The 14678-nt window shown below is 66.8% G+C and carries 14 protein-coding genes; 9 read left to right on the top strand and 5 right to left on the bottom strand.

The genetic code is table 11. The features are described 5' to 3' along the window. On the top strand, positions 1–1970 hold a 1970-nt coding region (locus NQ160_RS02105), incomplete at its 5' end, for a helix-turn-helix domain-containing protein (protein ID WP_257513582.1). 99 nt (positions 1971–2069) lie between these two features. On the opposite strand, the gene NQ160_RS02100 is transcribed toward NQ160_RS02105, so the two are convergent. Beyond that, entirely contained in the window at positions 2070–2579 is a 510-nt protein-coding gene (locus NQ160_RS02100) for a hypothetical protein (RefSeq protein WP_257513581.1), read from the bottom strand. A 10-nt stretch (positions 2580–2589) separates the two neighbouring features. Further along, entirely contained in the window at positions 2590–3114 is a 525-nt protein-coding gene (locus NQ160_RS02095; protein ID WP_257513580.1) for a hypothetical protein, read from the bottom strand. Between the two features lie 82 nt (positions 3115–3196). Between NQ160_RS02095 and NQ160_RS24825 the strand changes: the two genes are divergently transcribed. Together NQ160_RS24825 and NQ160_RS02085 are read left to right on the top strand one after the other, a co-directional pair. After that, the gene (locus NQ160_RS24825) at positions 3197–3337 is read left to right on the top strand and encodes a helix-turn-helix domain-containing protein (protein ID WP_257513579.1); all 141 of its coding nucleotides are present in this window, start codon (positions 3197–3199) and stop codon (positions 3335–3337) included. An 87-nt stretch (positions 3338–3424) separates the two neighbouring features. Next, a complete protein-coding gene (locus NQ160_RS02085) occupies positions 3425–4141 on the top strand; it encodes an NAD(P)H-binding protein (RefSeq protein ID WP_257513578.1) in 717 nt (238 codons plus the stop codon). Positions 4142–4163: 22 nt separating this feature from the next. Here NQ160_RS02085 and NQ160_RS02080 read toward each other — a convergent pair whose 3' ends face one another. After that, positions 4164–6449 (bottom strand): hypothetical protein, encoded by a 2286-nt coding sequence (locus NQ160_RS02080; protein ID WP_257513577.1) that lies wholly within the window; start codon positions 6447–6449, stop codon positions 4164–4166. Between the two features lie 968 nt (positions 6450–7417). Between NQ160_RS02080 and NQ160_RS02075 the strand changes: the two genes are divergently transcribed. The 5 genes from NQ160_RS02075 to NQ160_RS02055 all read left to right on the top strand — a co-directional run bounded on the left by NQ160_RS02075 (position 7418) and on the right by NQ160_RS02055 (position 10950). Further along, the gene (locus NQ160_RS02075; protein WP_257513576.1) at positions 7418–7591 is read left to right on the top strand and encodes a hypothetical protein; all 174 of its coding nucleotides are present in this window, start codon (positions 7418–7420) and stop codon (positions 7589–7591) included. A gap of 104 nt (positions 7592–7695) precedes the next feature. Next, complete coding sequence (locus NQ160_RS02070) at positions 7696–8610, top strand: ABC transporter ATP-binding protein (protein ID WP_257513575.1); 915 nt, start codon at positions 7696–7698, stop codon at positions 8608–8610. Then, the gene (locus NQ160_RS02065; RefSeq protein WP_257513574.1) at positions 8607–9479 is read left to right on the top strand and encodes an ABC transporter permease; all 873 of its coding nucleotides are present in this window, start codon (positions 8607–8609) and stop codon (positions 9477–9479) included. The genes NQ160_RS02070 and NQ160_RS02065 overlap by 4 nt, the downstream gene beginning before the upstream one ends. Positions 9480–9528: 49 nt before the next feature. Then, on the top strand, positions 9529–9945 hold the full coding sequence (locus tag NQ160_RS02060) for a GNAT family N-acetyltransferase (protein ID WP_257513573.1): 417 nt from the start codon (positions 9529–9531) through the stop codon (positions 9943–9945). A gap of 66 nt (positions 9946–10011) precedes the next feature. Next, the gene (locus tag NQ160_RS02055; RefSeq protein WP_257513572.1) at positions 10012–10950 is read left to right on the top strand and encodes a CPBP family intramembrane glutamic endopeptidase; all 939 of its coding nucleotides are present in this window, start codon (positions 10012–10014) and stop codon (positions 10948–10950) included. Here NQ160_RS02055 and NQ160_RS02050 read toward each other — a convergent pair. Both NQ160_RS02050 and NQ160_RS02045 read right to left on the bottom strand, forming a co-directional pair. After that, positions 10928–11092 (bottom strand): ester cyclase, encoded by a 165-nt coding sequence (locus NQ160_RS02050; RefSeq protein ID WP_257513584.1) that lies wholly within the window; start codon positions 11090–11092, stop codon positions 10928–10930. The two genes, NQ160_RS02055 and NQ160_RS02050, sit on opposite strands and share 23 nt — an antisense overlap. Before the next feature lie 82 nt (positions 11093–11174). Next, positions 11175–14015, bottom strand: coding sequence for a cell wall-binding repeat-containing protein (locus tag NQ160_RS02045; protein WP_257513571.1), 2841 nt, complete (start codon positions 14013–14015; stop codon positions 11175–11177). A 384-nt stretch (positions 14016–14399) separates the two neighbouring features. Between NQ160_RS02045 and NQ160_RS02040 the strand changes: the two genes are divergently transcribed. After that, positions 14400–14672 (top strand): DUF4242 domain-containing protein, encoded by a 273-nt coding sequence (locus NQ160_RS02040; protein WP_257513570.1) that lies wholly within the window; start codon positions 14400–14402, stop codon positions 14670–14672. Positions 14673–14678: the final 6 nt, after the last annotated feature.

The raw sequence follows: 14678 nt of genomic DNA, 5'->3' as shown, positions 1-14678 counted from the left end.
GCCGATCCCGCAGCCTGCCCGCCGACACCCAGCTGCTGCTGCTCGCCGCGGCAGCGGACCCCACCGGAGACGCGGCGCTGCTGTGCCGCGTGTCGGCGCAGCTCGGCGTCGCTGAAGACGCCCTCGCGCCTGCCGAGGCCGCCGGGCTGCTGGTTGTCGACAATCGGGTCACCTTCCGGCATCCGCTCGTACGCTCGGCCGTCTATCGTGATGCGCCGCCGCCCGACGTGCGTCGCGCGCACGACGCCCTGGCGGCCGCCACCGACCCCGACACCGACCCTGACCGCCGCGCTTGGCACCGCGCCCAGGCGGTACAGGGCACCGATGAGGATGCCGCCGCCGAGCTGGAGCGGTCGGCGGGTCGCGCACGTGCCCGCGGCGGGCTGGCCGCATCGGCGGCGTTCATGGCGCAGGCGGCGACGCTTACTCCGGAGCCGGGCGCCCGGGCGCGCCGGGCGCTGGAAGCTGCGTATGCCAAGCACGAGGCCGGTTCGTCCGAAGCGGCATCCGAACTGCTGGCGATGGCCGCCGCGGGGCCGCTCGACGCGTTGCAGCGGGCCCGCGTCGAGCTGCTGCGCGCGCGGATCGCGTTCCACGTCGCACGCGACGGTGAGGGGGCGGTGATGCTGTTGAAGGCGGCCGAGAGCCTTGCCCGCCTGCATCCGGCGCTCTCACGCGAGACCTACCTCGACGCACTCGACGCCGCGATCAGCACCGGCGACCCCGGGATGGGCTCCGCGGTGCGGGACGTGGCTGAGGCCGCCCGCAGGGCACCCGTCCCCCCTGGGCCACCACGACCGGCGGATCTGCTGCTCGACGGGCTGGTGACCACGTTCACCCGGGGGCACGCGGCGGGCGTGCCGGAGTTGCGGCAGGCGCTGACCGCATTCTGCGACGGCGTAAGCGGTGACCCGGCGGCCGACGCAGACATCCGCCGCTGGGGATGGCTCGCGGCGCGGACGGCGATGACGGTCTTCGACGAGGACCTCTTCTTCACGCTCGGCGCGCACCATATGCGGTCGGCCCGTGAAGCCGGCGCGCTGGCCACGCTCCCCGCGGCTCTCCTCGTCCAGTCCGTCATGCTCGTGCTCTCCGGTGAGTTCACCCGGGCGGCCGAGCAGACCGAGGCCGCAGCGGCCACCAAGGCCGGACTCCACCTCCACGCGCGCCTCATCCTGGCTGCGTGGCGCGGCCATGCCGGAGAGACCGCGGAGATCACCTCAATGATCGGCCTGGCGGGCCCCGCCCGCGGGCGCAGCGCCGAGATGACCATTGCCGGGTACGCCTTGGCGGTGTTGCACAACGGTTCGGGCGACTACGCGGCGGCACACAGCGCCGCGGCACGGGGCATCGAATGCGAAGGCCTGAAGTACAACAACCTCATCTACTCCGAACTCGTCGAGGCGGCCAGCCGTTCCGGCCAGCCGGAGAGCGCGACCGAAGCACTCGCAGAGCTCACCGCACGCGCGAACGCCGCCGGCACCCCCTGGGGCCTCGGACTCGCCGCCCGCTCCCGGGCGCTGACCACGACCGGTCCGGCCGCCGAGGACCACTACCGCGAGGCGCTGGATCACCTCGCGCGCAGCCGCATGGCGACCCACCTCGCCCGCACGCACCTCGTCTACGGCGAGTGGCTGCGCCGCGAAGGCCGGCGTCAGGATGCCCGCGAACATCTGCGCTCCGCTCACGACATGCTGACGGCCATGGGCGCCGAGGCGTTCGCCGCCCGCGCGGCCCGCGAGCTGCGCGCCACGGGCGAGCACCCGCAGAAGCGCACCGCACAGCCGACCGACGCACTCACCGCCCAGGAGCTGCACATCGCCCGGCTCGTGGCCGCGGGGGCGACGTCACGTGAGGTCGGCACGCAGCTGTTCCTCAGTCCCCGCACCGTCGAGGCGCACCTGCGCAACATCTTCCGCAAGCTCGGCATCACGTCCCGACGGCAGCTGCGCGACATGCCGCTGGCCTGACCTGCGTTCACGCCCCCGCTTGACCCGGTGCCGGGAACCGGGGGTGGACTCTCCCCTGCGTCGTCTTCGACGAAGGGAGCAATTAGCCGCCGACACCGCTCAGTAGCTGGGTTCCTCCCAGACCGTGATTGACCGCACGTCTTCGACCTCTTCGGGCGACGCAGACTCGAATGGGTCTCCACGACCAACGACCGAGTCCTTGGGATCGATCTTGCGGGGCGAGTTCTTGTCGAGGGTCAGCTTCTCGACCTTCTCGACGTACTCGGGCTCCTGCATACCTCTAGCGATGGCACCGAAGCCGAGGGCACCGGTGCCGCCAACGTTGACTCGTCGCGTGCGGAATGTTCGGGCAAGCGTGAGCTTCGGTGCCACCTCGATCGCGCGGACCACGATCTTCACCATCTTGATGTCGCCGAGCGTTTCGCCGGTGTCCGGATCCGTGATCCCCACGGCGGACGGGTCGAGGATCGCGAAGTACATGCCCACATGTACACCGTGTTCGCTCCCGCGATTAAGAATGACTTCTCGATCGCTGACGACTTCTGCGACCTTCCCGTAGATGCGCTCATCCGGATCGACAACTTCTGCCAATTCGATCGCGTCGTCCATGTATTGCTCCTCATCCATTTTCTTCAGCCTGCTTCGCCAGAAGAGCGAATGCCTTCTGCCCCTCGCCACGTAGACGGTTGACCTCATCCAGAGACCCAGGCGCCACCGAGTTCCACTCCGCCATGGAGGTGTAAAGCGCCACGCGCACGGCTTGAAGCCGATCCTGCACATCCACCAGGCCGAGCGAGACGCGCCCGTTCTTCGGGTTTGCCGCTTGCGAGAGCTGCGTCGCCAGCAGCTGCGCGTTCTCCACCTCTTCGGCAATCACGAGCAGGCCGCGCACGGCGCTTGCTCCGTTTGCGGTGAAGTCCCGCTCGCGCGGGGTCGTCTGAAACAATGCTCCGAGCAATGCGCCGAGCACGCCAGCAACTCCGATACCCACGCCCGCCCAGCCGTTAGCCGGAGTAACCCAAACACCCAGCCCGATCAGAAGAGCTGCCATTACGCATCCCGCCCAAACCTTCGGGCCGAGCACGAGCTCGGAGTGTCGGAAGCGGAGGACCGGCCGCGTGTCTTTGGGCTTACCGGTCGTCATGGCCCTGAGCCTATCGACCTGGCTGTCCGCAGGCCGCCAACAACGCCAACCGGGCAGATTGTTCCTGCATATCGCCCGGCTGGTGGACGCCGGAGCGACGTCGCGCGAGGTCGGCACGCAGCTGTTCCTCAGCCCTCGCACGATCGAGGCGCACCTGCGCAGCATCTTCCGCAAGCTCGGCATCACCTCTCGTCGGCAGCTGCGCGACATGCCGCTGGCCTGACCCGCGTCCGCACCCTCTCTTGACCCGGTGCCGGGAACACGGGGTCGGCTTCGCCCTACGTCGTCTTCGACGGAAGGGAGCAGGTGCATGAGGGTCTTCATCATCGGGGTCAGCGGCGCGATCGGCGGCCTGCTGGCGCAGGAGCTGCTGGACCGCGGCGACCTCGTCTCGGGTCTCGTGCGCCGCGAGCAGCAGCGCGCCGACCTCGCGGCCCGTGGCGTCGAGACGCGCGTCGGCGACCTGGCCTCCCTGAGCGCCGACGACCTGGCATCCCTTCTGACGGGGATGGATGCCGTCGTCTACACCGCCGGTTCGAACGCGGGCGCCCGCGACGTCACGGTCGCGATCGACGGCGAAGGCGTGGTGACGGCGCTGGATGCCGCGTCGCTCGCCGGGGTGCGGCGCTTGGTGCTGGTATCGGTGCTGCCCGAGGCGGGCCGAGGGCAGAACCTCAGCGCCGACGAGGAGTTCTACTTCGCGGTGAAGAAGCTCGTCGACGTGACGGTCAGCATGAGCGAGCTCGACTGGGTGATCCTGCGGCCGTCGCTGCTCACCGACGACCCCGCCACCGGCACCGTGGCGCTCGGGCCCGCGCAGCCGCACGACGAGATCCCCCGCGCCGACGTCGCCGCAACCCTCGCCGAGATCCTCCACGAACCGCGCATCTCCCGGCAGATCCTCGAACTCACCCAGGGCGCGACCCCGATCGCGCAGGCGGTGCGGGCCGCGCGTCCCGCCAGACAGGGAGATGGACCTGACTCAGGAAATGAGGATCGTCCGCACCGAAAGGTTGAACTCGCGTAACGACGCGCCCACGGGCGCGGTGCTAGCGGACCTCTCCACTCAGCGCTTCGAGCATCTTCATTAGTCGTGCAAAGTCGCGTGGCAGAGAGGTTCTGTCGGCCGCTCGGCGCAGCACCGCAGGGTTAATGTCAACCTTTCTCCGCACGGCAAGCCACTTCTTAAAATCGGTCGGCGGGCGCCGGTCCGGGCGTGCGGCTGCGAGTTCGTCCTGATGCTGCTTGTCTAGTTCGTCCCAGCTTTCCGCGTCCGGGACGATTTCGGCCACCGAGAGGTACCGAATGATGTCAACCTCCTCCAGTCCGTAGGGGGTCGCCCGCGACGCCAGCCCAGCGTCTATAGCCTTAGTGAGCCAGGATCGCATGTATCCGGCTTCGTCTCCCTTGCGTTTCTTGTCGTCGGGAAGCCCGTCGAGGACGGCGGCCTTGGCTTTCATCGGTTCACCCCTCGCAGCGAGATCGACCGCGCGCTCCCACACTTCTCTCAGTCTCGCTGCGCGCATGTTGTCCAGGACCGCCACCACGTGCGCGTCGGTGTGCTCGAACAGCACCTGACTGTCGACGGTTCCGGGCAGCTTTGATCCGCCGTGAAGCGGGAGCACACGTACCCGAGCGGCGCGCAGGCGATCGCCGAGAAAGTGGTCTAGGAGGACATCGTCGTGCTCCCCCTCTACGAGGAGGATCACGCGAGGCCAGCGAAGAAGATCGCTAGGCATCAGGCCGAGTTCGGCGAGAGTCGTCCTGTCGGACTGGTCTAGTTCATGGATGAGCGATCGGCCGTGGGATCCACCCCCTCGTTTCACTTCGATCACACGTCCCTCGGGTGCGTCAAGGAGCTCGGGAGAATGTGTTGCCGCGACGAGGATCACGTCATCGCACGCGCGGCGCCGTAGCGTCGCGGCCATGTGAGCTTCCGCTCCGCGATGGAGCGCAGCCTCGGGCTCATCCACGATCAGCATTGTGGTTCGGCTACCCGACTCACCAAGAGCGAGGTCCCGCATTTGAGCGTGAATCGCCTCGTGAATTGCGCGCGAGGCCCAGAGCTGCTCAGCTCGCGAAAGGTCGCGTAGCCGCAGGCTTCTGCGCCCGAACTTCCATACCAGCGGTTCTCTCACGAATCGCAAGAACGGCGATTCGATATGCAAGGACGCTGCTGGCGCGTCAAGCAACACCGACTGGAGGATGGCGTTCACGCGGACCTCCAGTTCCGATGTCACCTCCTTCATCACTGCTTCGACGGCAGTGATGTCCACCCCAGAATCGTGTTCTTCCTCGTGTGCCGGGAACAAGCGCTTGAGCTCATGACTCCAATCGACTTCGGGCTCCGCGTCGGCGACGAGTCGTTCTCGGACGTCCGGGTCCAAGAGACGGATCCCGCCTTCGCGGAAAGTCCGGAGAGATAATGCCGCTTTATCCTCCCCTCCGGCCGCGGACGACAGATAGGAATGAAGCACACCAAAGTGGGCACGCGTGGCATCGTTTGCTTCACGAGAGGTATCAACTAGTTCGAGCCCAAAGTCGATCTTTCCGCTCACACGGACTGGTTCCACCTGATCGGCACTGTGCTCTCCGACCTGGTATGCCATCAGTGGGGTCGGTTCGAGCAAATGACGATTGAGCCCCAGGGACCAAATCTCGTTCCACTCCGACGCGAAGAGCGGGGAATTAGAAGCGGCGTCCTCTAGATCCCCGTGCGCGTCCAACATGTCCGGATTGTCACCCAGCATATTTGCATAGCGCTCATGGAACTCGTCCAGTTCCCTCAGTGCCGCGCTGGCTTCAGGCTTTCGCATGTCTGCCACTGGCCAGACGTTCCATGAGGGCACGGATCTCGTGCCCGTTGGCGCGAGCAAGAAGAGACTATCTTTGCTGATCTCACTAGCAACCGGAGTACCTTCACCAGCACGCGCTCGCACCCATTCGTCGAGCAGCTCTCGTACCGCGCCGGGGCGAGGGCTCCGCTGATCAAGAGGCGCTGCGAACTCGCGATCCTCCAACGGAAAATCGCGTGGCGTCGCGAGCGCAGCAGCGATCGCTTGCGCCGGCGTCCGTCCGTACGCGCGAATCTGTGCCAGCGCTCCTTCTTCTGTGGTCACCTCCTCCTCGCCGTCCCTATGAATCCGAATGACGAGAGCAACATTTGTGGCACCGTCAGCCCCGAGGAGCGCATTCTCAATCGCGGCGAGTAACCGGGACTTGCCGGCGCCGTTGAGTCCGTATACGACGTTGAGTCCGGCGCCCAGCTCGAGAGGCTGCTGGGCCTCGAGCAACACGTCTCGAGAAATGATCAGGCCGACAATCGCGGTGTCCACATCGTCACGGTATCGGACACTTCCGACGGGGGCCGGAAGCAGGGGAGAAAGGAAGGCAACCCGCGACCGTTCGGCGGTTGCTCACTTCGAGCTAGGCGGCATATCCCGCGCAGTGCCCACGACTCGTTCGTTGTCACGGACCGCTAGCGCTTGACCCACGGGCCGCCGCCGCGCCGCGGGCACTCCACTCAGAGTATCTTCGCTCAACGATGGCGCTTGGGCCACAGATCTCTAGCTTGGCGATGGCGGATGTGGGCGCCCGCTGTCAGCACAGCAGAAGACCCGCGTCAACCCAGCGCGAATCGTGCAGTCGCGACGCAGCTCCTTAGCGGATCCTTCAACAGCCACGCAGGGTCGCTTTACCTCGGAACCGGCGTGTCAACTGGGCGAGTATGCGCGCTTAGCCAATGGTCGCGCAGCCGCTTCACTGCACGATCGCGATTGTACGTGAACCATCTAGCAGCACAGGTTCCGCAGCTCGTCGTCCACGCTCGGCCGGGACCCGTCTGCAAGGTCAGCCCGTAGACAGTGCCACCTTGGCCCTCTCCCCGCACTTCGCCACCTTCGGTGATTTCCACATGGGCTATGCGTCGGAGCATCGCGGGCCTCCCCAAATGACGCGGCTACTTCGATCAATATTAGGCGCTGTCCCATCTTCAGCTCGCCCTTTTCCGCCCGATCGGACCTTTCCATATGGTGAGCGCGACGGTCACGGTCGTCGCTGCGATATCCAGCGCGATCCAGCCCGGGACGCTCTACCCCGACCCGGTCTACGCAGGTAGCACATCGCCGTTGTCGAGAGAAGACCATGCGTTCCGAATGGTGCGGTTGAGTCGCTCGCCGTCAGCGCCATAGGCCCGCCAGGCGCTTCGCTTGGCTCCCCGTGTGGGAGCGCGTCTGATGCGGTGGCCGCGACTCATTGCCGTGTCGCTGCAGGCGGCGGATGAACAGCCTGGCGGGGCGAGGTCGTGGACACCGCGCCCACCGAGCACCGACTCGTCTTCGACCTCGGCATGGTGTCGTCCATCGACGACGTATCCCGCCGCATGCTGCGCGAGGTCGTGTACCGACTCAGGTCAGAAGGACACCGCGTCGAGGTCGCCGACCCGGAATCGGTCATGGGCGATCGCGCCCGCACTTGACCCTGTGCCGACCACACGGTGTCCACTGGGTGGGCCCCCGCGGGAGCCGCCTCGGCCCCCGCCCGCACGGCGTCCTCGGACACAGAAAAACCTGGAGCACCTCAGTGATCGAAGCTCACTCCCTGACCAAGCGCTACGGCGCGAAGACCGCCGTCGACGGCATCGACTTCACCGTGCGCCCCGGAATCGTGACCGGGTTCCTCGGCCCGAACGGCGCGGGCAAATCCACGACGATGCGCATGATTATGGGACTGGACCACCCGTCATCCGGCTCGGTGACGGTGAACGGCATGCCCTATGCCCGGCATCGCGACCCGCTTCATCAGGTGGGAGCGCTGCTGGATGCCAAGGCGATGCATCCCGGGCGCAGCGCCCGCAACCATCTGCTCGCGGTGGCAGCCACGCATCGCATCGGGCCCAAGCGCGTGGACGAGGTGATCGCGCTCACGGGGCTCGACTCCGTCGCGCGCAAGCGCGTGGGCGGGTTCTCGCTGGGCATGGGTCAGCGGCTCGGGCTCGCCGTGGCGCTGCTGGGAGACCCGGCGACGCTGATCCTCGACGAACCGGTGAACGGGCTCGACCCCGAGGGCGTGGTGTGGGTGCGCCGGTTCGCGCGAAGCCTCGCGGCGGAGGGGCGCACCGTCTTCCTCTCCTCGCACCTGATGAGCGAGATGGCGCAGACGGCCGACCACGTCATCATCCTCGGCCGAGGACGCATCGTCGCCGACGCTCCCGTGAGCGAGATCCTCGCGGGCACCGAGGGCGAGTCGGTGCAGGTGCGCACGCCGCGGGTCGTCGGGCTCTCCCGCCTGCTCGAAACGGAGGGTGCGACCGTGACGCCCCTGGAACACGACCTGGTGTCGGTGATCGGGCTCACCGCGCCGCGCATCGCCGAGATCGCCGCAGCCGCCGGCATCGTCGTGTACGGACTCACCCCCGTGGCCCGGTCTCTCGAAGATGCCTACCTGGAGCTGACCCGAGACGACGTCGAATACCGCAGCACGGAGGCGACCCGATGAGCACCACCGCCACGCACCCCGCCCCCTCCCCCGTCGGTCACGATCTGCGCTTCACCGGTGTGGTGCGCGCGGAGTGGATCAAGCTCCGCAGCATCCGCTCCACCTGGTGGGCCTACGCGATCCTGGTGGTGCTCACCGTCGGGTTCGGGGCGCAGATGTCCGCGTCGCTCAGCTTCGAGGGCGTCGAGGCCGTTCCCACCCAAGACGCGGTGCAGGACATGGCCGTGTACGCCGTGATGGTCAGCACCGACGTCGGCGCCCTCATCGTCAGCGTGCTGGGCGTGCTCATGATCGCCGGCGAATACGGCACCGGCATGATCCGCTCGACCCTCACCTCCGTGCCGAAGCGTGTGCCGGCGCTCGTCGCCAAAGCGCTCGTCTTCGCCGTCGCGACCTTCGTCGTGAGCGCCGTCGCGTTCGCGATCACGGCTCCGGTCTCGGCGGCGCTGTTCGCGGCCGACGGCCTGAACGTCGCCCTCGACGACCCGCAGTACTGGCTGGCGCTGCTGGGCGGCGTGACCTACCTCGTGCTGGTGGGGCTCATCTCGTTCGGCATCGGAGCGCTCCTGCGCAACACCGCCGGCGGCATCGCCGTTGCGCTCGGCGTTGTGCTGGCGGCGCCGCTCGTGCTCGCCCTCGTGCTGGGCTTCGCGCCGTCGGGGTGGGCGCAGAACCTCGCGATGCTGCTGCCCTCGACCGCTGGCAGCATGCTCTTCGCCTACCCGACCGAGCAGAGCTGGGTGGACCTTCTCGCACCGGAATCCGCCGGCTGGCTCACCGAACCGTGGCAGGGCGGGCTCGTGCTCGTCGCCTGGGTGGTCGTGCTGTTCACCGCCGCAGCGGTGCTGCTCAAGCGCCGGGATGCCTGATCTTCGCCGACCACGATCTCGGAACCTCACCACAGATAAGGAGAAGGACATGACCCAGGAGACAACGACCGGTACGGGCGACACCGCGACGGTGCACCTCGCTATCGGGGATCGGATCAGCAGCTACATCGCGACGTCCGCCGACGGGCGCGTCGCCGGACGGGCGGACTTCATCGACGCGCCAGAGGGACGCGCCGAGCGCATCTTCTTCCACACCGAGGTCGACCCGGCGTACGGCGGCCGTGGCTTCGGCGTGCTGCTGCTGCGCGAGGCGCTCGCCGACAGCATCCGCCAGGGCGTCACCGTCGTGCCGGTGTGCCCGCTGTTCGCCCGCCACCTCACGCGGCATGGCGGGGAGTACGTCGCCGAGGGTGGGGCGTACCGCACGCCCCGGCTGGCGGACATCGATCTCGTGAAACGCGCGGTCGGGGGCTCCGGGCGCGCGGCCGGTGCCGACCGCGCTTGACCCTGTGGTGAGCACACGGTGTCCAGTGGATGCCACACGCTCATTCCCATGAAAGAAGGACCCGCCATGACCGCCCAGACCGACACCCTCGCCCCCGGGCTCGAATACCACCGCGTGCTCGCCGGCGACCAGCGGCGCATCGGTCGCGGCATCCTCGCGATCGTGCTGCTGATCGGTGGGATGTTCTTCCTCAACATCCTCTTCGCCGCTGTCGCGGTCATGGTCTACCCGGTTCAGCAGGACGGCGGTGCGGCATATACGCCTCTGCTCCACGCGGCGGGAATGGCATCAGTGGCGCTGCTGACCCCGTGGAGCATGCTCATCCAGCGGTGGCTCTACGGCGTGAAGGGCGCGTCGCTGCACTCGGTGTTCTCGCGCTTTAGGTTCGACACCTTCGGGAAGGCGCTGCTGCTCGTCGTTCCGGCGTGGAGCATCGTCTCAGTCGTGCTGTACTGGTCACCGCTGCCCGAGGCCAGCTGGAGCCACACGGATGTGCTCTGGTTCCTGCTCGCCACGATCCTGCTCACGCCGCTGCAGGGCGCAGGTGAGGAGTACGGCTTCCGGGGTCTGATCTTCCGCGTCGCCGGCGGCTGGGCGCGCGGGGCGCGGGCGGGACTCGTGCTCGGCATCGTCGTCTCAAGCGTGCTCTTCGCCATCGTCCACCTCTCGAGCGATGTGTGGCTGAACGCCTGGTACCTCGTCTTCGCCGTGGGGCTGTCGCTGATCACCTGGCGCACCGGAGGACTTGAGATCGCGATCGTGCTGCACGCGATGTTCAACACGGTGAACTTCGTGTTCGACGTCGCGCTGCGCGTGGACATGGCCACTGCGTACGACCGGTCGGCGGGCGTGGCCTCGGTGGAGACGCTGGCGCCGATGGCCGTGATCGTCATCGCCGTCGCGGTGGTGTGGGTGCGGACGCGGGGAAAGGGAGCGGTGCGGACGCCTGTGGATGCCGCGGGGCGGGTCGACGCGCTGCCGGTCAGGTTCCCCGCAGCTGGCTGAGGAGCTCGCTGTCGCCGCTGCCGGTCATTTCGGCGATGCGGCCGCTCACCACGCGGTACATGGCAAACTCGGCGACGTTGACGTGACGACGGGTGGGCGCGATGCCCCGGAACAGACCCTGGTGGGCGCCGCTCGCCCGCAGATGTGCGGCCGGGACAGCGCGACCGTCCTCCTCGACTTTGGGAGGGTGCCCGACGTCGGGTGTGATCGGCGACGACCGCGTCTCAGCCGCACGTCTTCAGCTTGGCGACGCCAGAGCTGAGCACTCCATCCCCTCCCAGCAGGACCACTCGCGTTGAGCCAAGCGCGCGAATTGCCGCGGTGACTTCGCGTGGGATGCAATCCCTTCTGCTGATGTACAGCGGCGCATCGTTCTTACCGGCGAGAGCAGCGCCAGCGAGTGCATCCGCATACCCACTACCCGTCGCGAGATAAACGACCTCTGCAGACTCGAACGCCTTCTCATTCACAGTCACAGATGTCGCGTACCGATCCCCACCGCCGTTGCGAGCGACGTTTTGAGCGCCGAGTATCGTCCGCAGTTCGCGTTCGATCCCGGCGCTGACTGCCCCGGCTCCGCCTGCGATCTCGACGCTGTCCACCCCGAGGGATCTCAAGAGACTCAATGTTCCCGCATCCATTGCCGGCGATGTCCCCCGAACCAGCACGACAGGACCATCAAAGTGTGCCGCGGCGGGGCTGGCCGATAGCGCATCAGGGAAGTCGGACCCAGTCGCCAAGTAGGCAGTACCCAGCTCGCTTGCTGCCCAGGTGGCTTTCGCGAGATTCCGCGACGTTTCATAGCGATCAGCGCCGGCGATACGCTGAACCGTTGGCTTGAATGGCAGCGCTTTGATTGCTCTCTCGACTGCTGCCGAGACGGCACCGGTCCCGCCCACGATTACGACTCGTTGCGGTCGAAGCCGCTCGAGCTCCGTCTTGACGCTCGGAGGCAGACTCCCGCTACGTGTCAACAGCAGTGGCGCGCCGAACCGTGCAGCGACCGGTCCAGCACCGAGCGCGTCCGCGTACCCCTCTCCCGTCGCGAGATAAACCCGGCTTGCACTCTCGAACTGCCGCGAGATACTGACCGCGGTTGCGTACCGGTCTGATCCCGACAGGCGGGTTGTTGACACCGCACCGTTAGATACTGCCGCAGTAGGCGCAGACGTCACGGAGGCGGGTGTGTACCGTTCTGCCGCACCGGTAACGACCACACTGAGCTCGGAACCGAGATCCGCTGCACGAACCGTGTACGACGACTGGGTCGCGCCGCTGATCTTCGCCCCGTCTCGCAGCCACTGGTAGGTGAACGACGACGGCTGAGGACTCCAGTCGCCGACCGCCACTGTGAGCGATTCGCCCACGCTTGGCAAACCCTGCGATACAACTGGGGTCCCAGTGACGAATACGCCCGGTATAAGCGTGTTGGTGAAGGTACAGAGGACATCGGCTGAAGTCACGGTGAAGGTACCGCCATCGGCAACGGCACCTCCGTGATCGCAAGAAACGGAAGCGCTGTACTTCGCCGCGTTGCTGTCCGAAAGCCTCTGCGAGATCGTGACTACTGAACCGACGGGCACCGCGTGGGTCACCGTGCTACCGAGATCCGGCCCGTTCGCACCCGAAGCCCGCGAATTCCCCACCTCCCGGTTGTTCAGGCTGATGGTCGAGCGGTCACCGGCCGCTGCGCTGACCCAGGCCGTCCGCAGCGTCACCTGAGATACTTCAGAGGCAAAAGTCGCCGCCCGAAGAATTTCATGGCCGCCTTCGTCTGCTTTCCACGCGGTGACGACGCGGCCGGAGTGTGAGATGGCTACGCTCGGGTACTCCGCCATCTTCCCGCTGGCGCCGAGGTCGAACGGCATGCTCCATGCCGCGCCGGCGTCGAGGGACGCCGCTGCGCGGATGGTGCCGGTCTCGAACCCGGTCCCGTCGAACCAAGCGACGGTGAGCTTGCCGTCTCCAGTTCCCGCGATGCGCGGGTAAGACGCGTTGCGCCCGGTTCCCGACACGCCTGACGCTGCACTCCAGGTCCCGCTCCCTGCGTCCCGGACGGAGCTCGAGATGATGTCACGTCCGGTGCTTCGTCCGGACCAAACGACCGCGACGTTTCCGTTGCCCGCCGCAGCCAGCTGGGGGTTGAACGAGTCTCGGCCATCCTCGGAGAGAACGGCCGGATCGCTCCACGTCGCACCGGCATCGCGTGAGGTTGAAGCCTGAACGAACGATGCTGAACCGTCATTGCCTTGCCATACGGCGGTCATTGTCTCGCCGCCATGCGCCGCCAGCATCGGCACAACTGCATACACGCTGGGCTCCGAGATATCGACGGGTGCGGTCCACGTCGCGCCGTCGTCGTGAGAAGTCGAACTTTGAATGATCGGGCGGAAACCGTTGTTGCGTGCCCACACGGCGCTGATCGATCCCGTCGCAGTGACGGCAATCTGTGCGTCATAGGCCGGCTTTCCCGCCATAGAGAGACTCACCGGGGCAGCCCAAGACGCACCACCATCGTTGGAGGTCGAAATCTGGACTTGATAGCCGTCTGGAGCGACGATCCGCGTCCACGAAACCACGAAGGTCCCCTCATCCGTGACCGCGACCCGGGGGTCGTCTGCGTCGCCCGTAGGAAGGTCGACGGGGACCCCCCAGGTCGCACCCCCGTCCGTGGAAGTCGCCACCTGGAGCCTGTTGTAGAACCCATCCCAAGTTCCCCACACGGCCATGACGCGGCCATCCTTTGGAGAGATCACCACCTGAGACCGAAAAGTGTCGATACCGGGCACCGAAATGTTCGTAGGCGGAGTCCACGACACACCCTCGTCGCGCGAAATCGAGGACTGGATCGTCTTCGTGCTTCCGTCGAAGCTGCTCCATACGGCGATCATGCTGCCATCGTCCGCGATCGCAACGTTCTGGTCGCTGGCATTCCGCCCTCCCTCTGAAACCGCGACGGTACGGGGCCAATCGGTCGGCATCGCGGATGCGGGCGCGGGCGCGGCGCCACCGAGCACCCCCAGGATCAGCGCAGAAACGGTGGCAAACACATAGGCGGCGCGCATTCGCCGTCCTTCCCCTAGAACGGTGAGCACCAAAGCCGGTTTCCCCGATTATCGGCTAGCTTATCCACGCCCCGCGACATTGTGATGATGAAATTTGTCCCTCTTCCTGGCCGCGCTCCTGAGGGTGCTCCGATGCCCCAGCTCCGCGCCGGTACTGACCGGTGGGGCGCGGCATCCTGCTGCCCTTTCAGCGGCATGCGTCCGGGGTGGCGCGCACGCGCAATGTCGCCTACGCGGCGGGCGGGCGTGCGCACCTGCTCGACATCTACCACCCGGATCGGCAGTGGTTTCGGTCGTGGCACAGTGCTGCTTGTCTCCCGCCGCAGCGTGAGTAGGCTGAGCCCACCGAGCACTCCCTGACCCCACATCCAAGGTGGTGATGGCATGCCGTACTTCGTCATCGAGCGAACCTTCGCCGAACCGGTGGCCCTGCCCGTGGATGCCGCGGACGATATCAACCTCATCAACGATGAAGAAGATGTTCGGTGGGTGTTCTCCTATCTCTCGCTCGACCGCACCAAGACCTACTGTCTCTACGAGGCGCCCTCGGCAGAGGCGATCCGCGCCGCCGCCGAGCGGGCCGGCCTCCCTGCGGACAGCGTGATCGAAGTCGCCGGCCGCGTCATGCCCAATGGCCACCTCATCGAAGCGGAGTAGTGCGCA

This window comes from Microbacterium sp. zg.Y909, assembly GCF_024626565.1.
The sequence above is the reverse complement of the archived record's forward strand: the minus strand, read 5'-3'. Positions and strand labels throughout refer to the sequence as shown.